Annotated in this window: 19 protein-coding genes and 2 pseudogenes; 8 read left to right on the top strand and 13 right to left on the bottom strand. The window is 70.5% G+C overall.

The genetic code is table 11. The features are described from left to right. Window positions 1–94: 94 nt before the first annotated feature. Window positions 95–1,303, bottom strand: coding sequence for an MFS transporter (locus tag AQJ46_RS44340; protein WP_059211037.1), 1,209 nt, complete (start codon window positions 1,301–1,303; stop codon window positions 95–97). Between the two features lie 98 nt (window positions 1,304–1,401). On the opposite strand from AQJ46_RS44340, the gene AQJ46_RS44345 reads away from it, so the two are divergent. From AQJ46_RS44345 to AQJ46_RS44355, 3 genes are all read left to right on the top strand, one after another. After that, window positions 1,402–1,983 (top strand): TetR family transcriptional regulator, encoded by a 582-nt coding sequence (locus AQJ46_RS44345; RefSeq protein ID WP_059211038.1) that lies wholly within the window; start codon window positions 1,402–1,404, stop codon window positions 1,981–1,983. Between the two features lie 192 nt (window positions 1,984–2,175). Then, complete coding sequence (locus AQJ46_RS44350; RefSeq protein WP_225887582.1) at window positions 2,176–2,832, top strand: hypothetical protein; 657 nt, start codon at window positions 2,176–2,178, stop codon at window positions 2,830–2,832. Window positions 2,833–3,461: 629 nt separating this feature from the next. After that, complete coding sequence (locus tag AQJ46_RS44355) at window positions 3,462–3,968, top strand: GNAT family N-acetyltransferase (protein ID WP_059211040.1); 507 nt, start codon at window positions 3,462–3,464, stop codon at window positions 3,966–3,968. Window positions 3,969–4,039: 71 nt separating this feature from the next. On the opposite strand, the pseudogene AQJ46_RS53275 reads toward AQJ46_RS44355, so the two are convergent. The 5 genes and pseudogenes from AQJ46_RS53275 to AQJ46_RS44380 all read right to left on the bottom strand — a co-directional run. Further along, window positions 4,040–4,396 (bottom strand): annotated as a pseudogene (locus tag AQJ46_RS53275) (GNAT family N-acetyltransferase); the annotation flags it as partial. Window positions 4,397–4,545: 149 nt separating this feature from the next. Further along, the gene (locus tag AQJ46_RS44365; protein ID WP_059211042.1) at window positions 4,546–5,121 is read right to left on the bottom strand and encodes a hypothetical protein; all 576 of its coding nucleotides are present in this window, start codon (window positions 5,119–5,121) and stop codon (window positions 4,546–4,548) included. Next, window positions 5,118–6,131, bottom strand: a complete 1,014-nt coding sequence (locus AQJ46_RS44370) for a DUF4232 domain-containing protein (RefSeq protein WP_059211043.1) — start codon at window positions 6,129–6,131, stop codon at window positions 5,118–5,120. The genes AQJ46_RS44365 and AQJ46_RS44370 overlap by 4 nt, the downstream gene beginning before the upstream one ends. Before the next feature lie 68 nt (window positions 6,132–6,199). Beyond that, window positions 6,200–6,430 (bottom strand): hypothetical protein, encoded by a 231-nt coding sequence (locus AQJ46_RS44375; protein WP_159064170.1) that lies wholly within the window; start codon window positions 6,428–6,430, stop codon window positions 6,200–6,202. A 71-nt stretch (window positions 6,431–6,501) separates the two neighbouring features. Then, window positions 6,502–8,256 carry an NlpC/P60 family protein gene (locus AQJ46_RS44380; RefSeq protein WP_059211045.1) on the bottom strand — a complete coding sequence of 585 codons (1,755 nt, stop codon included), beginning with the start codon at window positions 8,254–8,256 and terminating at the stop codon, window positions 6,502–6,504. Window positions 8,257–8,428: 172 nt separating this feature from the next. Here AQJ46_RS44380 and AQJ46_RS44385 point away from each other — a divergent pair, with 172 nt between their 5' ends. Next, window positions 8,429–8,824 (top strand): hypothetical protein, encoded by a 396-nt coding sequence (locus tag AQJ46_RS44385; protein ID WP_059211046.1) that lies wholly within the window; start codon window positions 8,429–8,431, stop codon window positions 8,822–8,824. Window positions 8,825–9,055: 231 nt separating this feature from the next. On the opposite strand, the pseudogene AQJ46_RS44390 reads toward AQJ46_RS44385, so the two are convergent. The 7 genes and pseudogenes from AQJ46_RS44390 to AQJ46_RS44420 form a co-directional block, all read right to left on the bottom strand. Beyond that, a pseudogene (locus tag AQJ46_RS44390) lies at window positions 9,056–9,595 on the bottom strand (peroxiredoxin-like family protein); the annotation flags it as partial. Beyond that, entirely contained in the window at window positions 9,478–10,194 is a 717-nt protein-coding gene (locus AQJ46_RS44395) for a YrhB domain-containing protein (RefSeq protein WP_318656740.1), read from the bottom strand. The pseudogene AQJ46_RS44390 and the gene AQJ46_RS44395, both read right to left, overlap by 118 nt. Window positions 10,195–10,343: 149 nt before the next feature. Continuing rightward, window positions 10,344–11,438: an ABC transporter permease gene (locus AQJ46_RS44400; protein ID WP_059211047.1), complete on the bottom strand. Its 1,095-nt coding sequence runs from the start codon at window positions 11,436–11,438 to the stop codon at window positions 10,344–10,346. Next, window positions 11,435–12,961 carry a sugar ABC transporter ATP-binding protein gene (locus tag AQJ46_RS44405; RefSeq protein WP_059211120.1) on the bottom strand — a complete coding sequence of 509 codons (1,527 nt, stop codon included), beginning with the start codon at window positions 12,959–12,961 and terminating at the stop codon, window positions 11,435–11,437. Before AQJ46_RS44405 ends, AQJ46_RS44400 begins: the two co-directional genes overlap by 4 nt. A 5-nt stretch (window positions 12,962–12,966) precedes the next feature. Beyond that, window positions 12,967–14,619 carry a GMC family oxidoreductase gene (locus AQJ46_RS44410; RefSeq protein WP_059211048.1) on the bottom strand — a complete coding sequence of 551 codons (1,653 nt, stop codon included), beginning with the start codon at window positions 14,617–14,619 and terminating at the stop codon, window positions 12,967–12,969. A gap of 200 nt (window positions 14,620–14,819) precedes the next feature. Next, window positions 14,820–15,968, bottom strand: coding sequence for a substrate-binding domain-containing protein (locus tag AQJ46_RS44415; RefSeq protein ID WP_059211049.1), 1,149 nt, complete (start codon window positions 15,966–15,968; stop codon window positions 14,820–14,822). Between the two features lie 171 nt (window positions 15,969–16,139). Beyond that, the gene (locus tag AQJ46_RS44420) at window positions 16,140–17,180 is read right to left on the bottom strand and encodes an NAD(P)-dependent alcohol dehydrogenase (RefSeq protein ID WP_059211050.1); all 1,041 of its coding nucleotides are present in this window, start codon (window positions 17,178–17,180) and stop codon (window positions 16,140–16,142) included. Between the two features lie 111 nt (window positions 17,181–17,291). Between AQJ46_RS44420 and AQJ46_RS44425 the strand changes: the two genes are divergently transcribed. From AQJ46_RS44425 to AQJ46_RS44440, 4 genes are all read left to right on the top strand, one after another. Continuing rightward, window positions 17,292–18,092, top strand: coding sequence for an SDR family NAD(P)-dependent oxidoreductase (locus AQJ46_RS44425; protein ID WP_059211051.1), 801 nt, complete (start codon window positions 17,292–17,294; stop codon window positions 18,090–18,092). Between the two features lie 227 nt (window positions 18,093–18,319). Further along, window positions 18,320–19,189, top strand: coding sequence for a branched-chain amino acid ABC transporter permease (locus tag AQJ46_RS44430; RefSeq protein ID WP_059211052.1), 870 nt, complete (start codon window positions 18,320–18,322; stop codon window positions 19,187–19,189). An 11-nt stretch (window positions 19,190–19,200) separates the two neighbouring features. Next, entirely contained in the window at window positions 19,201–21,750 is a 2,550-nt protein-coding gene (locus AQJ46_RS44435) for an ATP-binding cassette domain-containing protein (RefSeq protein WP_059211053.1), read from the top strand. Between the two features lie 51 nt (window positions 21,751–21,801). Beyond that, window positions 21,802–23,142 (top strand): FAD-dependent oxidoreductase, encoded by a 1,341-nt coding sequence (locus AQJ46_RS44440; RefSeq protein ID WP_107117450.1) that lies wholly within the window; start codon window positions 21,802–21,804, stop codon window positions 23,140–23,142. Window positions 23,143–23,155 lie beyond the last annotated feature (13 nt).

Here is a 23,155-nt window from a genome sequence, read left to right on the forward strand (position 1 = left end):
GCACCGACCGCCGCACCGTGCCGAGTCGGCGCTCTCGGCACGGTGCGGCCTCGCGCGACCAGGCGGTGTACCGCCTCGGTGCCTGGCGGGGACCTCACCGCGGCAGATCGGCCAACCGCGGCGGGGTCTCCTGGCTGCTGCGCTGCCCGCGGCGAACGGTCATGTACGCGGCGAGGGCGAGGACCGCGGCAAGGGCGATGAGGGTGCAGACGGCACCCCATCCCAGCTGGACGTAGGCGCGGGTGCCGAGCCATGACCCTGCGCTGCCGCCGAGGAACGCGCAGGTCATGTAGCCGGTGTTCAGACGGCTGCGGGCCTCGGGGCGCAGTGCGAAGATGCGGGCCTGGTTGGCGACTTGACCGCACTGCACCGCCACGTCCAGAAGGAGCAGTCCGAATGCGAGCGCCACCAGCCCCACGGCTCCACCCAGCGCGCCCGCGCTGAGCACCGCCGCCGCGGCGAGGGCGGCCAGGATGCACCACAGGTTCACCCGGTCGGCGCCGAGCCGGTCGACCCAGCGGCCGGCCGCCGGGGCGCAGAACATGCTGCCCGCCCCGATCAGGGCCAGCAGCCCCACGGCCTGGGTGCCCATGCCGTAGCGCGGTCCGGTGACGAGCAGGGCCAGCGCGGTCCAGGCCGCGCTGAACCCGCCGAAGAGGGTGACCTGGAAGAGCACGGAGCGCCTTAGCTCCCGCTCGTCGCGCAGCATCCGCAGGGTGTCGGCGAGCAGGGTTGGGTAGCGGTCGTGCACGGCCGGTGCGTTGCCCGGCAGGGCGAGGCCGAGGACGACGGCCAGCAGCCCGGTGAGCACGGCGGCGACAAGGTACGGGGCGCGCCAGCCCAGGTGCTCGCCCAGTACGCCGCCGAAGGTGCGGGCCAGCAGGATGCCGCCGATCAGGCCCGCCTGGAGGGTGCCGATCACACTGCCGCGCCGGTCGGACTCGACCAGACCCGCGGCCATGGGCAGCAGGAGCTGCGGAACCACGGTCGCCACGCCCACCACGGCACCTGCCGCCAGGAGGAGGCCGGTGGCCGGGGCGAGACCGGCGACGAGGAGGGCTGCCCCGGTCGTCGCGAGCAGGCCGGTGATCAGCGGGCGGCGGGGGAGGCGGTCGCCGAGGGGCACCAGCAGAAAGATTCCGACGGCGTAACCGAGTTGGGTCACCGTCGCCACGATCGCCGCCGTGGCCGGCGTGACGCCGAGACCGTCGGCGATGAGGGGGGTGAGGGCCTGGGGGAAGTAGACGTTCGCCACGCCGACGCCACAGGCCAGTGCCATCAGGAGAGGCAGCTTGCGGGACATCACTCAGCTCCAACCGAACGAACTGGATGGTTCGGTCATCGAGCGTGGCACGCACCATTGAAATTCGTCAAACGAACCAGTTCGTTACCATCGGTTGCATGGCATACGACTCCACGGCGACCAAAGAACGCATCCTCGCGGCGGCGACCACGGAGTTCGCCGCGCACGGCGTCGCCGGCGCCCGGGTGGACCGTATCGCCGCCGCGGCCAAGGCCAACAAGCGTGCGATCTACGACTACTTCGGCGACAAGAACAAGCTATTCGCCGTCGTCGTCGAACGCACCCTGGCCGACCTCGCCGAGGCCGTCCCACCCAGCGACGACCTGCCCGGCTACGCCGAGCGCCTCTTCGACTACCACCGCGCCCACCCCGAGGCCCTGCGGCTGGTGATGTGGGAGGCCCTGGAGATCGGCGAGGAGCCCGTCCCGGCGGAAGAAGCCCGCACCCGTCACTACCAGGACAAGATCGACGCCGCCGAATCCGACGGGCCGGACGGCGACGCGCGGACCCGCGTGTTCTTCACCCTCGCCCTGGCCGGCTGGAGCATCGCCATGCCCCAGCTGCGGCGCATGGTCCTCGGCCCCGACCACAGCCTCGACGACCTCCGCGACGAGGTCGCCCGGTCCGTACGAGCGCTGCCGGCAGGGGGAGGGGCGCCCGGGCGGAACCGGCAACGGTGACGCAGCCGCAGCGGGGAGCCGAGCACCACCAACGCACGCTCCGGCAAGTGGCTCCAAGAGCCGCCGCCGACCTCACCCGAGGGCGCGGCGACGTGTCGGACGACGAAGCCGGACCCCGCGCGGCGGCAGGACAGCGGCATGGAGGAGCATCTGCTCAGCCACTGTGCCACCGTCTGCCTGTGAGGGACCATCATGCGTTCTGCCCGCCGTACCGTGCCGCCCATCCTGCTCACCAGTCTGCTGCTGGCGGGCTGTTCACCCGTCTCCCTCGGCACGTCGACGTCGTCCGGGACGCAGAGTCCGGTGACGGGAGCGCCGACCGGCTCGGCGCGGGCGATCGCGGTGGGGGCGGGACCGCAGAAGCACTACACGGTGCAAAAGCAGCCGGCCGCGGGCTCCTGCCACTACCGGTACCTCAAGGGGGAACCGCTGGAGGATCCGGCCTGCACGCCGGGCGCGATATCCCCGGCGGTCACTCAGGCGAACCTGGCCTCGACGATCTGCCGCAAGGGCGGCTACACCTCCGGGGTGCGCCCCTCCACGTACGTGACGGGCAAAGAGAAGAAGCTCAACGCCGCCTCCTACGGCTTCACCGGACGCATGGGGGATGCCGAGTACGACCACCTGATCAGCCTGCAGTTGGGCGGGGACCCCAACGACTACCGCAACCTGTGGGTCGAGCCGGCCGACCCCGGCCACAAGAAGGGCTCCGGGGTCAACAACGCGAAGGACCCGGTGGAGACGAAGCTGCACACCGCGGTCTGCAAGGGCACAGTCACCCTCGCCGCCGCACAGCAGGCGATCGTCACCGACTGGACCACGGCCCTGAGCACGCTTCACCTCGCCTGAAAGGCGGCCAGGGAAGGGGCGAGATCGGGGTCGCGCGGACTGTCGGCGCACGAAAGCCCCGGCTGGACGGGGGAGACCAGCCGGGGCCGTGTGCGGTGGCGTGCGGAGGGCGGTCGCCTCTCGGCGAAAGGCTCCATGGGGCTTCAGCCGAACGATCGTCCCCATGGGCTATAGGTGAGGCCCGGGGACACTGTCCCCCCCCACCAGCCACATACGGATGAACGGCCAACCAGCTCCGGTTGTTCCCCGCCCCCGTCCCACAGCCGCTGTGAGCTGCGGCACGCCGCACGCCCAGCACGGCGGGCAGCCGAGGAACTCGTCGCTGAGGGCGGCGAATTCGTCTGGTCGCGGCTGAGTGCTGCCAGGCCTGCTCGTTCCAGCATGTGCGCGACAGGAGTACTGGCTTGTGCTGCAGCTGAGCTCGGGTGCGGGTGCGGGTGCGGTGCGGGGGCGGGAATCGAGAACCGCGGCTATGACGGTCCAAGCCTTGGCAGGGTCGGCGGGCGGGCTTGCCCCGGATCGCTTGCTCCCGCTCCGCCGCCCCGTAGACGGAGAACATCACCAGTGACGCGGAATCCCACGCCGTAGACCGTGGGGGCTCGGTGGCGGCGAGAATTATCCTCGGACCCATGATCGAGACTGAGCGGCTGCTCCTGCGGCCTCTGCGTGTGTCCGACGTAGACGTTTTCGTCGAGCTTCATGCCGACCCGCAGGTCAACCGCTTCGTCGGGTCCTTCTCGCGTCAGCAAGCACTCGAACGCCTCACTGCGATCGAGCGGCAGTGGGCTGAGCGAGGCCATGGTCTGTGCGCGATCGAGCTGAAGTCGAGCGGGGAGTTCATCGGTCGAAGCGGCCTGCAGTACTGGGAGCAGTTCGATGAGGTGGAACTGGGGTGGACGCTTCGAGCGGATCACTGGGGGCACGGGTTTGCGACCGAGGCCGCTCTAGCGTGTCTGGACTGGGGGTTCGCCGAGCTTGACGACGACTACTTCACGGCTCTCATCCGGGCGGGCAATGACGCCTCGGTGCGGGTGGCCGCGCGCCTGGGGTTCGCGCCGCGTCGAGAGGACCATCTGCAGGGCCGCCCCGTCACGGTGTATGCCCTGGACCGCCCGGCCGAACTGCGCGCTTGTTGAGTCGCTTGAGCATCTTGAAAGCCACGTGGCCTTTGACGAGGCCCCTTGCCGCCGGGCCGGGTGACCGTGCGTCACATAGAGAGCGAGAAGAGCCGTAATGGCACTGAGGGCCAGTGGGCACCGTCGCGCAGAGGCGTCACCATGGTCCGCAGCGGCATGGTCACCAGGCGGTTTTCGGGTTGTTCGACCAGTACGTCCGTATCGAGCGGGTGCCATCCGAGGCGACGGTAGAGCGGCACGAGGGGAGGCCGGCAGAACAGGAGTGCATGCTGAGGACCCATCGTGCGGGTGTGCTCCAGTGCAGCTGTGACGACGAGCCGAGCCAGGCTCCGACCTTGCATACCGGGGGCGACGGCCACCCCGCCGACTCCCACCACCTCTGTCTCGGCATCACCGATAGCGACAGGCAGTCGCCGCAGGCCGGTGTGTCCGCCTTCGTGTACTGGGGGAGCCGCACCACATACGGTGCCGCAGCTGATCGGTTGTCAGACATGCCCCCACCATGATCACCCTGCCGGGCGGTGGCCAAGTCCACTCATCCGGCGATACCTACGTCAATCGGCGGCCGTGGCGCAGCTCATGGGGTTCCTGTAGTGGACTGACTCACCCCGGAGCGGAACTGCCGCACGAGCGTTCTCGGGTCCCGTACCGCCTGCCACAGGCCCATCGACAGCAGCGCCAGGCTGATGGCGAAGCAGACCCAGAACACGAACTGGGTGCCGGTCGCGAGGTGGTGGGTGCTGCCGTCCTCGTAGCGGCAGTACGCCTGTGGGGGAAACGCCTTCGAGACACCGACGCCCCCGTAGTACATGGAGCACGGGTCCTCGCCGGGGTCCTTGAGCGTGTCGTCCGCCGTGACCACCAGCAGCCAGGCCAGCGCCGCCACCGGAACCGTGCCGAACACGATCATCTTCGCCCAGATCGGCAGGCGAGGGTGGCCGAGGAGCCCAAGCAGCGCGATCAGGACGACCACGAACACCGCGGCGACGGCCACTGCGGTGAACAGCCTCTTGTACACCTCCTCAAGAAGCCAGATGACTCCTGCCACCGGGGGCGCGGTGAGGAGGACGACCTTGATCCCGGATGCCGTACGCGGGTGCGCGAGAAGGTACACGACGAGCGCGCACGCGATCAGGGCGAGGAGCGCGATCACGGACGTGCGGTGGTGCCGGCCGGTTCCCGGTGCGTTTCGTCCTTGCGCCACGCACCGACGCCGAGCTCTCCGGTCGTCCCGAGGTCGAGTTCCGGTGTCACCGTCACGGGATCGGCCGCGGGCGTGGCCCATACACGGGCGTAGGGCGCGTTCACCGGTTCGCCGGCCTGGGTGGTGTTCCGCCAGGCCAGTTCGGCCAGCGCAGCCTCACCCGGACGCAGGACGACCGGCTGCGGTCTGCCGTCCCCACCAAGGCCGGTACTGATCTGATCGGTCCCCTGGAGGATTTGTACGCCATCCACGGTGTGGTGGTCCTCGTCCTGGATCGTGAGCTTCGGGTAGCCCTTGAGCCGTAGGGGCCCGGTACCGCAGTTGACCAGGTGCAGGCCGACGACGCGCAGCCCCATGGCCGCGTCCCCCTGGTCGGCGTAGAGGCGCATGCCCGACTTCGGGCACGTTCCCGAGGCGGACGGCACCTCGGCTTCTGGAACGCTACGTGTCTTGATCACCTCAATGCCCGTCACCTCGGGTGCGTTCCCGACCGGTTCCCCCATGACGACGGTGCCCTTGACGGTCCGCCCCGGCCCGACCGCCTCGACGGTGTGTTCCACGTTGTCGACCGCGCCTCCGGAGCCCGAGAGGAACCCGAAGGTCAGCGTGTACGTGGCGGTCTCCGCCTGCCGGTTGGTCAGTTCGAAGACCGCGCTGTAGGCGACTCCCGCGCAGCCGCCGTCCGGGCCCCAGGCGTACAGCGCGGTGATCTTGACGCCGTCCTCGGCCGTACCTCCGACGGAGGGCAGGGGGAGCGCGGTCGGCGTGCCGGAGGGACGAACGGACGGTTCTGAGGACGGCGGACTGCCGTACCGGGAGAGGCCCGACGGGCACAGTGCCTCGGTCCGGACCGGGCCGCCGCCGGCACCTCCGCCCGGCGAGACGCTCTGGGACCCGCAGGCGGCGAGCAGCAGGGCGGCGGCGAGGACGGCGGGAGCGGTGCGGGAGGCGGTGGACATCCGCCCACCACACCAGGGGGACGCCCTCGTGGGCTGTGGCGGAGCCCACACCTCCGGTCACAGCGCTGTCACAGATCACTCTGGAACAGCGCCTGCGCACGGGCTTCTTCCTCCAGGCCGGTCGCGTGATCGCCCAGCGCGGCCAGGGCAGTTGCGGCGACGGCGCGGGCCGAGACCTCGTAGAGCGGTTTCCCGCGTCGCCGAAGCCGCCGCCGCTGCGTACGCAACTGCCCGCGCCGCCCCTGGTCGTGCTGGGCCAGGGCGAACTCCACCTGGCCCAGCAGGACATGAGAGTGCACGGCCCCGCGGAGGCCAGGGAGGGAGCCCACACCCACCGGTTCGTGTGGGGCGTGGTGGCTCCCGGCCGGGCTCAGATACGGCGCACGGTGTGGAGTGTCTTGGCGTAGGTCCCTGAGTCGTCGAGCAGGGACGCACCGCCCAGGTCGGACATGGTGGGCCCGTTGGCCGTCTTGCGGCTGGAGAGGAAGCGGCGTCCGCCGGCGTCGTCGAGACCCACGTAGATGCCGACGTGGTCGAGGGTCGGGCTGACCCCGTCGTCACCGGAGTCGGCGTTGAACAGCACCAGGTCGCCGGGCTGGAGCAGGGCCGCGGCCTGCGGGGTGGCCCCGGTGGCACGGTCGACGACCACGCCCGGCGCGTAGTCGGCGATGTGCCGGGACTTGCGCGGGATCCGCGTGCCCGAGGTGTCCTCCTCCGCGGCCAGGGGCAAGCCCAGGTGGTAGCCGTAGACCATGCGCGTGTAGCCCGAGCAGTCGAGGTTGCCGACCTGCTTGCTGGACGGCCCCTTGTACGTGCCGTCCGGGAAGGTCCAGCCGACCTTCATGTACTCGTGGAAGTCGGCGCCCTCGAGCCGGTAGCCCTGCGGGTCGAGATAGCCGTACCCGGCCTCGCCCAGCACTTGCTTGCCCTGGGCCGGTCCGGCGCCGGCCGTGACCGTCGCAGCGCCGCCGAGGAACATCGCGGCGTACGCGAGGACGTCCGGGACGGTGGATCCGGCCCAGCCGCGGATCGTCTGCTCCAGCTCGGCCGTCCAGGTACCGTCGAACGGCTCCGGCAGCAGACGCACCCAGTCACCGTGGGCGACGGTCAGCAGGACCGCCCAGTTCGCGGCGTCCACCTCGAGGCGGCTCACGGACAGGCGGACCGGCAGGTTGGTGCAGCCCTCGTTGGCCAAGGCGCGCAGACCCACCCGGCCCTTGGTCAACGAGGGCGTGGAGTCGTTGAGGTCGAAGGCCCACGAAGATGGTTCGGCCGACGCGGACGGCCAGGCCTTCGCCTGGATCCGGGCACTCTCCCGCCGCACCCGGATCGTCCAGTCGGATCCTGCCTGCACACCCGTGGCCTGTGTGACCGCCGTTCCCAGCGCGGTCACGTCGTTGTCGACCTCCTTCTCCAACCGCATCTCGACCGCACCGGAGGTGAGGAAGGACAGCCGCGCCCGGTAGTGATTCTGGGTGCTGACGTAGCCGAAGGTCAGCGCGAACGAACAGGCCTGTCCGGTCGGGACCTTGTCGAACCTGGCCGTGCAGCGCACGTCGACGTCGGTGATGTGCTCGTCGAGCAGGCTGGCGTGCCGGCTGTACCCGGCGGTCGTGAGGTCGATGATCCCGGTGCCCGGCACGACCGAGAAGTCGGTCTTGAAGGTGTCGGACGTGATCCACCTGCCGCCGCCGGGAGAGGTGCCCCAGTACACCCGCTCCTCCTTGTCCAGCGCGAGATCCGGCAGTGTCCGCTGGAATTCCTCCGAGAAGGGCCGCTTGTTCTCCGCGAACGTCCGCTGCGGGCCGGGCAGTACGACGGTTCGCGCGCCGTGCGTCAGCAGCGCGACGCGCTTGCCGCCGGAGGTGACCTCGGTGCGGGCCGGGGTGCCGGCGAGCACGGTGGTGGTGAGCGGGGTCGTGAGGGCCACCGGGGTGAAGTACGTGGCGTCCAAGGGCGCCATGCGCACCCACGAACGGGCCGAGGACAGGCCATCCGGCCCCGGGAAGGCCGGCACGTCCGTGACCGCGGCGGCACGTGCCGGGGCTGCGGCCAGTCCCGTGAGCGGGGCGGCGGCAGAGGCCGCGAAGGCGGCGAGGAGTCTTCGTCGAGATGTGTCAGACATGTGCTTCATGATCCGTTGCCACCCACCGAGTCGTCACGGCGTGGGTATGAATCAGCCAGGGCCACTACCGACACACGGGGGCGGCACAGGCTCGACAGCATCAGAAGCAACCAGAGACTGAGGAAGATCACCCGGGCATGGTTCTGGGAAGGCATGTTCGACGCGGTGGCCGGTGGTGTACTACTGGTCGCGCCCGCTCTCAGGCTGTGCCGTCATCCAACTCGCCTGCCTGGCCTGCCGGGCGGTCACCCTGATCCCGGTCGCGTGGCCGGGACGGGCGGCGACGCCACAGGATGTCGCTGGTTTCTCCGATCTCCATCAGGGTCTGACGGTGGCTACCGTCTGCGGTTCGTGGACCTTCGGTGTGTTCCCGGGCGCGGGCCTGCTCGTCTTCTTCGATGTGGACGTGAACACCCCGCCGTGGGCCGCCGTGTTCTTCTCGGGGACAGCCCTTATGGCGGCCTGTGTCGCGAGCCTGGATGTCGAGCAGCGCCAGGTCGATGTCCGGTTCCGTACCGCTCGACGCGAGGCGGCGGCACCTCATGCGACCGGCTCGCCGCCCATGTGACCTGCTACCGCTGTCTCATCGAATGGGTTCGTTCGCTGCCGGAATGTGCCCCAGGAGTCCTGGGGGCCGAGCTCATCCGGCGAATCCCGGCACGTCTGCGTCCGGTCGGGTCTCCCGAACTCGTACGAAGCGAACCGGGTGCCGGTACCCCACGTTCGTGCCGCTGGGCGGTCCGGCGCCGGGGCAGGCGGAAGTCGGTGCTTCCGCCTGGGGCTGACCGCGCGCGTCGGCTCAGTTCAGTGCGGTGAGGGCGTCGAGGGGGTCGGCCGGTTCGGCGCGGGTTGTGTAGTCGGTGTTGACGAAGGCCCAGCGGAGCACGCCGTCGCGGTTGATGACGTAGGGCACGGGCAGCGGGAGGGTGCGCGGGTGGCCGCCGTTGACGCGCTGGAGGTCGAAGCCGAGCTTGTCGTAGACGGTGGCGAGGTCGTCGGGGAGGTCGAAGGCGAGGCCGTACTGCTTTGCGGTGTCGGAGCCGATGTCGCTGAGGATGTCGAAGGCGAGGTCGTGCTTCTCCGTGAGGGTGAGGGACTCGTCGGGGACCTGCGGGGAGACGGCCACCAGGCGGGCGCCGCGGGCGGTGATGGCCTCGTGGTGCTGCTGGAGGGAGCGCAGGGCGAGGTTGCAGTACGGGCACCAGGCGCCGCGGTAGAAGGTCAGGACGACAGGGCCGTCGGTGAGCAGGTCGTCCAGGGCCAGGCTCTGCCCGGTCGCGGAGGGGAGGGTGAAGCGTGGGGCCTGCGCGCCGACGGTCGGGGCGCGGTCCGGATCACCGCCCCGTTCGAAATGGTTGTCACCGCAAGTACCGGGTTGAGAGGCTCGACGAGTTCCTTGGTGGCGACGGCCACGAGGCGCGCGGGCGCACTACCGGCCAGCAGCGCGCTCACGTACTCGATGGCCTCCGCAGGCGAGAACATTGGCAGCCTCTGGCGCAGTGTCCGCACAGCGTGCATGCGTCCGCGCGCAGCCGCGACTCCACGGAGCGCATCGTGCAGGTCGTCTACTTCGGTGCGCACCGGCAGCCCACGTATCCGGGCCCGGTAGTCGGTCTCCCACTCCCCAGTTTTCGCGGAGACGACGCCGATCTGGTGCAGTCCCCCGTCGACGCGGTCGACCAGGTACGGCCCATTGCCGATCAGCATGTGCCCCCGGTTCCGAGTGCGTACGAACTCCTCGGACTGCCAGAAGAGGATCCACACCAGTTCGTGCTCCACTACACGGACCACAGCCATCCGCAACGCGTCCACACTCACTGCCCGCCACTGCTGATAGTCATGCTCCAGCTGTTCTTCGACAGCCCGAACGGCGGCGTCTCGCTCGATCACACGTGCAGCATCCCGTACCGGCCCTTCTGCCGACCAGCGAATTCGCACGGCCCAGCGCCACGTGCGAGGGGCTGATAGACCTTCCTGCTCAGGAATACGACAGCTGCGGAACAAGTGCGCTGCGCCCGTACCGCTCCGTCCCCGCTACGGAAAGCCGCCCCGCCACACCGGCCGCACCGCCTGATCGCGGCAATGACTCAGACGGCCTCCTTGCGAGGCGCGCGGCGCCGGGTCAGGCGGGTGCGGAGGCCGAGCCGTCCGCCGGTGACGACCAGGGCGACGATCAGGACGAGACCGGTGAACAGGCTGGGGGCCCACTGGGCGGAGGTCGCCAGGCCGAGGCCCACCGTCCCGGTGCCCAGCAGGAGGATTGCGATGACCGTCCCCCAGGAGTTGAAGCGGCCCGCGCGGAGCTGGGTGGCGCCGACGAAGGCGGCGGCGTACGACGACAGCAGATAGGGCGTGCCGGCCTCCGGAGAGCCGGAGCCGATCTGTGAGGCGAAGACGACGCCCGCGCATCCGGCGATCGCCGAGGACGCGACGAGGGTGAGGAAGCGAAGCCGGTCGGTGGGTACGCCCTGCAGGCGTGCGGCGTCCGAGTTGAAGCCCGTCGCGTACAGGCGGCGCCCGCTCGCGGTGTGCTCCAGGACGAACCACAGCGCGACCGCCACCACCAGGAGGTAGAGGACGGGGATGGTGAAGCCGCCCGCGCTCTTCTGCCCGATGCTCGCGAAGGGTTCGCGCAGGAGTTTGACGCCGGTGATCGACGTGCCGTCGGTGAACATCGTGATGAAGGCCTGGATGAGCGACCCGGTCGCCAGTGTCGCGATGAACGAGTCGACCCGCAGCGTCACCACGACGATTCCGTTGATCACGCCGATCACCAGGGCGGTGCCCAGGGCGAGGGCGATCGCGCCCCCGGCGCCGATGTCCGTGGAAATGATCACCTTGGCGGTGATGACTCCGGTCAGCGACATCGTGTAGGCGATCGACAGGTCGAAGACGCGCGCGGCCAGCGGCGGCACCACGCTCAACGCCACCAGGCCGGTCACCGCGTTGCTGTTGAGCACCTGCTGGAACGTCTGCCAGGTGGGAAACGTGTCCGGCGCCCAGAACGAGAACACCACGATGATCACGATCCACACGTAGACCGCGCCGATGTTCGTGAAGGACAGACCCGTCAGCGCACGGCGTCCCAGCGGGGGTCGAGTCGGCGGCGCGGCGGGTGGCGCCTCGGTCGGCTCGCCCACGGACGGGCCGGTGCCGGTGGGGTCGGCGGCGGTGGTGCTCATGCTTCGGTTCCTTCCATGGCATGGACGAGCGTCGGCTCGGTGATGGCGTCACCGGCGATCTCCCGGACGACCTGGCCGTCGCGCAGTACGAGGACCCGGGTGCACAGGGCGAGCAGGTCGCCCACGTCGGACGAGGAGACGATGACGCCGAGTCCTTGGGCCGCCTGCTCCTTGATCAGGTCGTAGAGCTGCAGCCGGGTGGCGATGTCGACACCGGCCGTCGGCTCGCACAGCACCAAAACCTCGGGTTCGAGGGCCAGGCAGCGGGCCATCACGACCTTCTGCTGGTTGCCGCCGCTGAGTGTGGTGATGGGTGCGTGGCGGCCGGCGGTACGGATCCCGACCCGTTCCACCCAGTCGTCGACGACTGCGGCCTCGTGCCGGCCGTCGAGGATGCGCCGCCCCGTACGGAGCCGGGACAGCAGGGGCAGCGTGAGGTTCTCGGCGACGCTGAAATCGGCGATCACACCGTGGGCCGCTCGGTCGCCGGGTACCAGGGGGATGCCGAGGCGTGCGGCGCGGGAGGCGTCGGACCATTCCGGCGACCGGGCGGGACAGCGCAACTGCCCTTGTACGTCACCGGGCCAGGCGCCGGTCACGACGTACGGCAGCACGTCGTGACCGGAACCGGCGAGCCCGGTGACACCGAGCAGTTCACCGCGGGCGAGGGAGAAGCCGAGCCCCCGGAGCGGACCGCCGGTCAACTCCCGCGCCTCCAAGGCGGATTCGCCGGACCGCAATGTCGCCGGGACCTTCGGGCGCTCGGCGGAACGCTCCGTCGCCTCGCCGGCCATGAGGGAGGCGAGGCTCTGCGGCGTCAGCCCCCGCACGGGCCGGGTGGCGATGCGCCGGCCGCCGCGGATGACGGTCACCCGGTCCGCCACCTGGAAGATCTCGTCGAGGCGGTGCGACACGTACAGCACGCTCGCCCCGCCCCGCCGTACCTCCCGCACGATGTCCAGGAGCTTGCCGACCTCGCCCGGCGGGAGTACGGCGGTCGGTTCGTCCAGGACCAGCAGGCCCTGGTCGGCCTCCCAGCCCTGGAGTGCGGCGGCGATGGCCACCACCGTGCGCTGCACGGGTGTGGCGTCCACCAGGGGGCGGCGCACGTCGATGTCCAGGCCGAACCGGTGGACGAGTTCCACCGTGCGCTGCTCCTGCTCGCGCCAGCGGATGTTGCCGAGGCGGCTGCGGGCGAAGCCCCGGCTGAGCGCCAGGTTGTCCATCGCGCTCAACTCGCCCACCAGGCCCAGCTCCTGATGGACGAAGCGCAGCCGGTCGTGGTCCGAGCCGAGGTCGAAGGGCTCACCGTCCAGCCGGGCGTCGGCTCCCGCGTCGGCCTGGTGGTAGCCGGCGAGGATCTTGATGAGGGTCGACTTGCCGGAGCCGTTGGGGCCGACCAGGGCGTGGATCTCGCCCTGCGCGATGTCCAGATCGACGTCCCGCAGCGCCTGGGTCCCGCCGAAGCGCTTGGACAGTCCGGTGATGCTCAGCACCGGGCTTGTCGTCACTGTGTCCGTCATCCCGATCACGACCTGCCTTGTACGGCCAGGCTTTCGACGCCGGTGGCCGGGTTCGTGCGACCTGTCATGAGGTCCGCGAGCCGTTCGGCGGCGGCGATGGTCGGCAGGTTGGTGTTGGCCCGCGGCACCTCGGGGAAGACCGAGGCGTCGGCGACCCACAGGCCTTCGACGCCGAGCACGCGGCCGGCCGGGTCGACCACCGTGCGCGGGTCGTCGGGCGCGCCCATGCGGCAGGTGCCGCAGATGTGGCCGGTGTCACCGATGGTGTGCAGCAGCCACCGGTCGATGGCGGTGTCGTCCGTGAGCGCGTCGGTGCCCGTGCCGGCGAGGTCGACGGCGATGTGCTCGAAGGCGGTGTCGAACGCACCGGACCGGATCAGCTCCAGGCAGCGGTGGACGCCGTTCCGCATCCGTGTCAGGTCGCCGGGGTCGTTCAGCAGGTTCTGTTCGATGACGGGGTGGACGTCCGGGTCGGGTGAGGCCAGGCGCAGGGTGCCGCGGGAGAACTCCTGGTTGGCCCACAGGCACAGCAGCCCGGGGCCGCCCGAGGCGTGGCCGCCGCCCGCACCGCCCCAGGTGCCGCGGGCTCCGTCGGCCACCAGGTGCGAGTCGTTCATGTCGGGAAGGGCGAGGGTCTGGTTGATCGACACGATCATCATGTCGTTCTCGCTCGCGCCCGCCAGATCGGACGAGTAGCGCACACAGCAGTTGGTCTGCCGTTCGTCCAGGCCGGGCCGTGCCTCGGGGCGCTGGTGGAGCCAGAACAGCGCCAGCGGGTGCTCCTGCATGCCCTCACCGACCGGCAGCGACGCCACCCGGCCGCCCGGTCCGATGCCGGAACGCAGCAGGATCGAGGGGGAGTTCACGGCCCCGGCGCAGAGCACGACCCGCGCGGCGCGGACCTGCGTCCAGGTGCCGTCGACGCGCACCCGCACACCCACCGCGCGACCGCCCTCGACGATCACCTGATCGACCGTGGCGTCCCCCACGATCCGCAGGTTCGGCCGCTGCCGGGCGGGCTCCAGGTAGCCGTCGTTGGCGGTGACCCGAGCGCCGTCGCGGGAGTTGATGCCGTAGGGCGAAACGCCGGTGCCCGTGGGCCCGTTGTGGTCGTCGCACCACGGGTGGCCGATGTTCAGGGCGGCTTCGGCGAGTGCATGGTCGGCGGGGCCCCACGCCTCCCGCCCGAGCCGCTGCACCGGGATCGGCCCGTCGGCGCCGTGGTGGGGCCGGTCGCCGAAGTCCGCGTCGCTCTCCATGCGCCGCAGGTACGGCAGCATCTCCTCGTACGACCAGCCGGGACAGCCGTAGGACGCCCAGCGGTCGTAGTCGTCCGGCAGCGCACGGATGGCGATCATCCCGTTCACCGACGACGAACCGCCCAGACCCCGCCCGCGCACATGCGGGCGGCGCTCTTGAGCGGTGCTGCGCCGCGATTCCAGACCGGGCCACTGGAACGGAGCGCACGCCGTCTCGTCCAGTGCCCGCCAGCCGTTCATGCTGCGCATCTCGGGCGGGGCGTCGGCGGACCGCCAGTCCGGGCCGGCCTCCAGGAGCACGACCTCCTGGGCGGGGTCCTCGCTCAGCCGGGCGGCCAGCACGCATCCCGCGCTGCCACCGCCGACGACCACCCAGTCGGCCTCGATCACGTTGCCCATCACGCGCCCACCTCCACTCGCGGGCTCTCGGGGACGGTCAGGTCCTTCTCCAGTGGGCGGGAACGTATGAGATGGAGCAGCTGTGTGGACATGCGGTGACTCCCATATGCGCCGTGTCGCGCGATCGGGTCGTGAGCCAAGCTGAAGTAGCTTCAGTGCTGCGAAGCGTCAGTGCGGTGGCGGGACGTCGGGAAGGGACGTCAGCTCTTGCCCCACAGCTTCTTGAACTGTGCCTGGTAGTCCTCGACGAGCGGGAACTGCGTCTTCGTCGAGATCAGGTTGTCCTTGTCGATGAGCATGAACGGCAGCTGGGCGTCCTGTGTCACCTTCATCGACTGGCCGGTGAAGTGCCGTGCCAGCCCGTCGGCCTGCGCCCACGCGTTCTCGATGTTGTTGAACGCGACGGCGGCCTGCGTCTGACCCGACTCGATGTACTGGTAGTTGGTGGACTCGCCGACGTTGACGATCGTGTGGACCTTGTTCTGCAGTCCGGCGGCCCGCAGCGCGGCCGGCACGCCCACGTTGAGCAGGGCGAGCGAGAAGACGATGTGGGTGACCTTGGGGTGTGCGCGGACGTAGGAGACCACGCGGTCCGGCATGTCCTTGCCGATGGCGGTGATCGGCACGTCGACCTTGTCGTAGCCGCAGCCCGCGCACCACTTCTCGTAGTCGCTGCGGAAGGTGTCGGCGACCGGCTTGAGGATGCCGTACGTCGGCATGTCGAAGTAGACGGTGTCGGCGTCGCCTCCGCTGTCGGAGGTCACCCAGGAGGCCATGATCTTGCCCTCGACGTCCACGACGTCGGGCCCGTCGATGAGCATGCTGATGCCGTCGCCCGCGGTGTCGTCCGTGGAGGACTCGACGACGGGGATGTCCAGGTCCTTGAGCTGCTTCAACTGCTTGGCGAACACGCTGCGCGGGAATCCGGAGGCGATGACCGCGTCGGGCTTGTCGCGCACGGCCTGCGTCCAGGCGGCCTGGACCGACTGCGGGGTGCCCTGGGTGGGGATCTTGTTGACGCTCCAGCCGAGCACCTTGGCGGCCTCGGTGAAGTAGTTCGCCAGGTCCTGGCAGGACTGCACGCCGCACAGGATGAAGTCGATCTTCTTGCCGGTCGGGACCGGCTTGCCCACCGGCTGCGTGATGCCGATGCTCGTCGGTCGCTTCGAGTACTGGGCGAGGACTTCCTCGGCCGCCTTGACGCCGGCGGAGTTGCCGTCGGCTGCCTTGGCCGAGGTCCCGGCGTCGGCGTTGCCGCCGCACGCCGCCAGGGCGAGGAGCGCGGCGGTGGTGAACAGGGCCGTTGTGACGCGGGTGCGGCCCTTGGAGCTGGTTCTGCGACGACTCATGGCACTTCTCCTGTCGACCGGGCTACGACTCACGCCGTGCCTCCATGCCGTGCAACCTGAGTTCAGTTCAGGTGAATGTAAGCGTGTCGGGTCCGGCAGGCAACAGTCGTGCACACGATTGATCGCGTCTCTTCAACCAGCGTCGATCGGCGGGGAGCCAGGAGGCGCGTGTCAGTCGGGCAGCAGAACCGCCCGGCCGCGCACCCGCCCCCGGCGCAGGAGGCCGAACGCCTCGGGGGCCGCGGACAACGGGAATTGCTCCGTCTCGACATGGAGTGAACCCGCCCGTGCCAGGGCGATGACCTCGGCGAGTTCGGGGCGGGTGCCCCAGAACGGCAGAGAGAGCCGAAAGCCCGCGGGAAGGAATCCCGGCTTGCGTACCGTCAGCCGGCCGCCGCCGCTGCCGACCACGGCCAGTTCCCCGCCGGGGCGCAGCAGTTGGACGGCGAGGGCGAACGTGGCCTCGTTGCCGACGAAGTCGAGTACGGCGTCGACCCCCACACCGCCGGTCTCCGCCCTGAGTACCTTGGCCGTGTCCGCCCCCATCGGGACGCCGAGATGCGCACCGGACCGCAGGGCGAGCTCCACCGCCTCCTTGCGGATGTCGACCGCCAGCACCCGGCTCGGAGTGGTCGCACGCACCATCTGGACCGCCAGGTGCCCCAGTCCGCCGACGCCGATGACCAGCGCGACGCTGCCTTGGCCGAGCGCGTGCCGCACTCCGGCGAGAGCGTGATACGACGTCAGGCCCGCATCGGAGAGCGGCGCCGCCTGCGCGGCGGGCAGGTCGCCGATCGGCACCAGATGGCGGGCGGAGGGCACGAGGAGGTACTCCGCCATCCCGCCGTCCCGGCCGAGCCCGACCCCGTGCCAGTTGAGGGCGCTCCGGCGGTCGCAGTAGTTGTCCCGACCGGCGGCACAGCGGGTGCAGTTCCCGCAGCCCCAAGGGCCGTAGACCACCACACGTTCACCCGTCGCCGTTCCTTCGGCGTCGGGGCCGACCGCCGCCACATGGCCGGCGACCTCGTGGCCGAGGGTGAACGGCGGCCGGTAGGGGAGTGCTCCCTCGGCCGCGTCGATGACATGGACGTCGGACTGGCAGAGCCCCGCGGCTTCCACTCGCACCAGTACCTCGGTCCCGCGTGGGATGGGGCGCTCCAGCGCGGCGAGCGCCGGTTCCCGTCCCCATTCAGTCAGCCGCACCGCTTGCATGGACACCGTCCCGGGTCTTGTCAGTTGGCCGATGGCGACGGTAACAGAGATGAAGTCAGTTCAGTAACGATTGGGTCGGCGCCGCAATGCGGCCGAGAGGGAGTGCGCGGGATGGACGGGAACGAGCGAGGGGCCCGGTTCGAGGGCAGTGTCGCACTGGTGACGGGTGCCGCCTCCGGAATGGGGGCAGCGGTCGCCAGGCAGCTGGCCGCCGAGGGGGCGCGGGCCGTGGTCGTCGCGGACGTGAACGGTGAGGGGGCCGAGGTCGTCGCCAAGGAGCTGGCGGCCGGCCGTGCGGTGCCGCTCGACGTGGCGGACGCCGCCGCGGTCGACGCGGTCGTCGACGACGTAGTGCGCGAACACGGGCGGCTGGACGTCGTCGTGCACGCCGCGGGCGTCGACGACCCGCAGGCCAAGCAGCTCATTGCGGACGCCCTTGTCGAGGGGCGGCCCATCGAGGTGACCGACCGGCTCGACGACGCGGCCTGGCGGCGCGTCACACGCGTCAACCTGGACGGCGCCTTCCATCTACTGCGAGCCGCGGTACGGGCGATGCGGCCGTTGGGAGCGGGTGCGATCGTCGTCATCGGCTCCTCCTCGGCCTTCGACACCCCGGTCGGATATCCCCACTACGCGGCCTCCAAAGCGGGGGTGCACGCCTTGAGTCAGGCGGTGGCCAAGGAGGTCATCGCTTCCGGGATCCGGGTGAACGTGGTCGCGCCCGGCCCCACGGAGACCGGCATGGCGGCACGCACGCCCGAGATCCTGCGCAGCGGTTTCGCCGACCCCCGGGTGCGCCCTTACGCGACGCCCGAGGAGATCGCAGACATCGCCCTGTTCCTCGCGAGCGAGGCCTCGGCAAATCTGGTCGGCGCCGTGCTGCTGGCCAACGGCGGCCGTTTCACGACCTGACCGGGGCGGGGCGGGCGGACGCGCGCGCAGGGATCCATACCGTCGGTCCCGGCGGGGTCGTCGGCCCCGGCTCGCCATGGTCGACGGCGGTCGAATCAACTCGTGCACGGGTATTGCCCCTCCCCGGCCCGTTGCTTACGGTTCATGAATTGAGTTCAGTTTGTCATGCGCGCAGGCGACGCTGAGTGCGCCGGGCGCGCGGGTCTGGGTGCGAGGAGACGGTCGACGTGGATCAGTTCCTGCTCATCCTGGTGAGCGGTCTCGCCAGCGGTGCGGTGTACGGCCTGATGGGCCTCGGGCTGGTGATCATTTACAGGGCGACCGACGTGGTCAACTTCGCCCTCGCCAGCCTGGCGACCGTCGGGCTGTACGCGGCACTGGCGCTGAGCGAACGCGGTCTGCCCCTGCTGTTGGCCGCCGTGGCCGCGATCGTCACGACCGCCGCGGTCGGCCTGGTCGCCCGGGAAGCGGTCATCAGGCCGCTCGCACAGGGCGAACTCCTCTCGGCGCTCGTCATGACCATGGGCGTCTCGCTCATCGCGGAGAGCACCATCAGCACGATCTGGGACGACCAGCCACGGCTTTTCCCGAGCCTGGTGGAAGGGTCCGTCTCCCTCGGAAGCGCCGCCGTGCCGGCACAGAGCCTGCTCACCATCGCGGTGGCCGCCGTCGCCATGGCCCTGGTGGCGTATCTCTTCGGTCGCACCAGCATCGGTACCGCGATGCGCGCCGTCGCCGAGTCCGCCGACACCGCACGGATCCTCGGCCTCGGTTCCCAGCGCATCGCCCGGATCGCCTGGGCCCTCGGGCTCGGCCTCGCGGCGCTCGCCGCCTTCCTGTACGCCCCCCGGGCCGGACTGGTGCCGACCGTGCTCAGCGCACCGCTGTTCCGCGCCTTCGCCGGGATCTTCCTCGGCGGACTGACCAGCATGTACGGGGCCGTCATCGGCGGACTGACGGTCGGTGTCCTGGACAACCTGGCCGCAGGTTATGTCTCGGCCGGCTACCGCGACACGTTCGTCTTCTCGTTCACCATCCTCGTGCTGCTGATCCGCCCGCAGGGGCTGTTCGGCGTACGCACCTTCCAGCGGGTCTGAGGGAGCGGTACATGTCCTTCGTCAGTCGTTCCGGCAACTCCCTCGTCAGCCGTTCCATCCTCTCGCTCGTCAGTCGTTCCACCGTCGCCAAGGCGGCGCTCGGGCCACTCGCCGCGACAGTGCTCCTCATCGTGCTGAATACCGGGGCCATTCCGCCCTACCAGGCGTATTCCGTGGGTCTCGCGGCCGTCTACACGATCCTCGTCCTCTCGGTGAATCTCCTCGCCGGATGGGCCGGCATCTGGTCGATCGCCCACCCCGCATTCTTCGCCCTGGGCGCCTACTTCGCGGCGTACGGCAGCACACACGGCTGGTCACTGGAGCTCGTGCTGCTCGGCGCGACCGTGTGCGCCGCGGGTTTCGGGGCCTTCCTGGGGGCCGCGGGGGCCCGCTTCTCGATGCTGTACGTCGCGCTGCTCACCCTCGCGTTCACCATGGTGTCGCTGGAGGTCATGGGCCAGTGGACCGCAGTGACCGGCGGCGACCAGGGCATTCCGATGGAGAAACTGCACAGCGCGCTGGGCCTGGGCACGCTGGCCAGCGCCGGCACCCAGGCGCAGTACCTCGCGGTAGGTGCGGCCGGGATCGCGCTCGCCGTGGCCGCGGTGGCCCGGCCCAGCGCCCTGCGGATGCGACTGGTCGCCGCCAAGTCCCATCCGATGGCCGCCCGTTCGATCGGAATCGCACCCGAGGCCCAGTCCGCGCTCGCCTTCGCGGTCAGTGCCGTGTTCACCGCACTGGCGGGTGTGCTGCTCGCCCTGGTCGTCGGATTCGTCAGCCCCGACCCCTTCTCCTTGGCACTCGCGATCGCGCTCATCTCCGCGTGCGTGCTCGGCGGCGCGGGCACGCTGCTGGGCGCGGTCGTCGGCGGGGCGTATCTGACCTGGGCCCCTACGGTGGCCGAAAGCGCGGGAGTGGCACAGCCGATCCTTCAGGGGGTCGTCCTCATCGCCGCGTTGCTCTTCCTGCCGGGCGGAGTGGTGCTCTTCCTCGGACGGACCGCGCGCCGACTGCTGCGACGTCCGTCCGCGCGCCCCGCGCCACCGGTGGAGCCGCCCGAAGAGTCCCCGCAGCGCGTACCGGCACCGTCGGCAACCGCGGACGAAGTGCTGCGCCTTGAGGACATCGCGGTCACCTTCGGCGGGCTCAAGGCGCTCGAGGGCGCCTCCTTGTCCGTGCGGGCCGGCGAGACCCTCGCCGTCATCGGGCCCAACGGCGCCGGAAAGACGACCCTGTTGAACGTCCTGTCCGGACTCGTCGGGGGCGGACGGGTGGCGGGCAGCGCCCACTACGCGGGCAAGCCCCTGCTGAAGAGCCGTGCCACCACCCGCCGCCGGCTCGGCATCGGGCGCACCTTCCAGCACGCCGAGACGTTCCCCGAGCTCACCGTCCTGGAGAACGTGCTCTGCACCCGCCGCCGTATCACCGCGCACGACCGGGACAGGGCCACCGAACTCCTGGACCGCTTCGGTCTCGCGCACGTCGCGGACCGCTACCCGGCCGAGCTGCCGTTCGGCCTGCACAAGCGCCTCGACCTCGCCCGGGCACTCGCCGAGGAACCCGGCCTGCTCATCCTGGACGAGCCGTTCGGCGGCCTCGACGCCACCGAACGCACGCTGCTGACACGGCAGATCGTGCGGCAACAGGAACACGGCACAGCCGTCGTGATCATCGACCACGTCCTCGACGACCTGTTCGCCGTCGCCCACCGGGTGGTCGCCTTCGACTTCGGCCGGCCCATCGGCGAGGGCGACCCCGGCGACATCCTGGACGACCCCCGAGTGCGCTCCTCCTACCTCGGCGAGGGCGGCACACGGGACGAACTCCCCGCCCGCGACGGCACCGAGAACCCCGCCGTGCACCTCGACGCAGTGGACCACGCCTACGGCGGGGTCACCGCGCTGCGCGAGGTCGGCCTCACCGTCCCCCGGGGCAGCGTGCTCGGAGTCGTCGGCGCCAACGGCGCGGGCAAGAGCACCCTGGGCCGGATCCTGCACGGGACCCTCCCGCCCACCCGGGGCCGACGCAAGGCCGCGGGCGAGCTGCGCACCGCGCTGGTGCCCGAGGGCCGCGCCCTGTTCAAGACACTGTCCCTGCGCGAGAACCTGGAGGTCGCCGCCTACGCCGCCGGCATCCGGGGGGCCGAGCTGCGAGCGCGGCTCGCGGAGACCACGCAGTGGCTGCCGCCGCGACTGCGCGAGCGCATGGGGATGCCGGCCGCCGGGCTCTCCGGGGGCGAGCAGCAGGTCCTGGCGATCGCCCGGGCCCTGATGGCACGGCCGGACCTGCTGATCGTCGACGAACCGGCGCTCGGCCTGTCTCCCGCGATGGTCGACGAGGTGTACGCCCGCATCGGCCGACTCACCCACGAGGGCATGACGATCGTCCTGCTGGAGCAGTCCCTCGGCCGCGCCGCGTCCGCCTGCCACGAGGTTGTCGTGCTGCACGAGGGAGGCATCGCGGTCCGTGGCGAACCCGCCGACCCGAGCTTCCTCGCCCGCGCCGAACAGGCCTACTTCGACGGGGAGGACGATGCCGCCGTACCCGTCCCACAACGCTGAGACGGCCCACATCCCGTAGCGAGGTTTCCTTTTGCCCCTGAGGAGAGTGGCGTGCGCACAGAAGACGTGGATCTGCTGATCATCGGCGCGGGAATGGCGGGACTGACCGCCGGCGCCCGCGCCGTCCGAAGCGGCCTGTCCGTCGCGATCGTCGAGATCGGCGCGGACGTCGGCGGCTCGGCACGCTTCGCCGGCTACGCCTGGACCGCCCCGAACCACGAGGTCATGGACCAGCACAATCCCCGCGGAGACCGCGAGCTGAAGCGCGCGCTGGTGGACCGCTTCGCCGACGGCATCTCCTGGATCCGCTCCCTCGGAGTGGAGGCCAAGGACGCACAACGCGTCCTCAGCTTCGGCCGCGGGCACCAGTTCGACACCAACCACTACATCGACACCTGCCGACGACTGATCGTCGAAGGCGGTGGCCGACTCCTGCTGGAGACCGACACCGAACAGCTGGTGGTGGAGCGGGGAGCCGTGGTCGGAGCGCACCTGAGAGCGGCCGACGGTACCCGCAGCCATGTGCGCGCCCGCACCACACTCCTCGCGACCGGCGGTTACCAGGGCGACCCCGCCCTCCGCACCGCGCACGTGCACCCCCACGCCGACCGGATGCAGCTCCGTTCCAACCCGCACAGCCGCGGCGGCGGTTACCGGCTGGCCACCCAGGCCGGCGCGGCGACCGGTCACGACGACGCCGGTTTCTACGGCCACCTCATTCCCAGCGGCATCCCCTTCGCGGGTCCGGCCGACTTCGTCGACATGTCGCTTTACTACAGCGAGCACGCCCTTCTCCTCAATCTGCGGGGCGAGCGGTTCGTCGACGAGACGCTGGGCGACCACCTCACGGCCATGGCACTGCTCGACCAGCCCGAAAGCCGCGGCCTCCTGATCGCCGACGCCCGCGTCTTCCGCGACTGGATCACCGGCTCGTACGTCGAGGGTGCCGTCGCCGTCGACAAGTTCGCCCTCGCGAGCAAGCGCGGAGGCCGGGTCGGACTCGCCGAGGACCTCGACGAACTGGCCTACCTGCCCGAGGAATGGGGCTATCACGGCGAGACCGTCCGCAACGCCGTCAAGCTGTTCAACGAGCAGGCCTCGTCAGGATCGGCGCCCTCGCCGGGCCGGGAGCTTGATTACCTGCCGCTGGACGAACCGCCGTACTACGTCATCGAGACGGCGCCCGCCATCACCTTCCCGTTCCACGGCGTACGCATCGACGACCAGGCCCGCGTGCTCGGCCAAGACGGACGGCCGATCCCGGGCCTCCTCGCCGCCGGATCGGACACCGGCGGCCTGTGGCACCGCGCGTACGCGGGCGGCCTCGCCTCCGCCCTGGTCTTCGGCCTCACGGCCGCGGACACCGCCACCGAACCGACTCACCGTCCTTGACCATGCCGGTCGA

The sequence above is a fragment of the Streptomyces canus genome (assembly GCF_001514145.1).
Classification (GTDB): domain Bacteria; phylum Actinomycetota; class Actinomycetes; order Streptomycetales; family Streptomycetaceae; genus Streptomyces; species Streptomyces canus.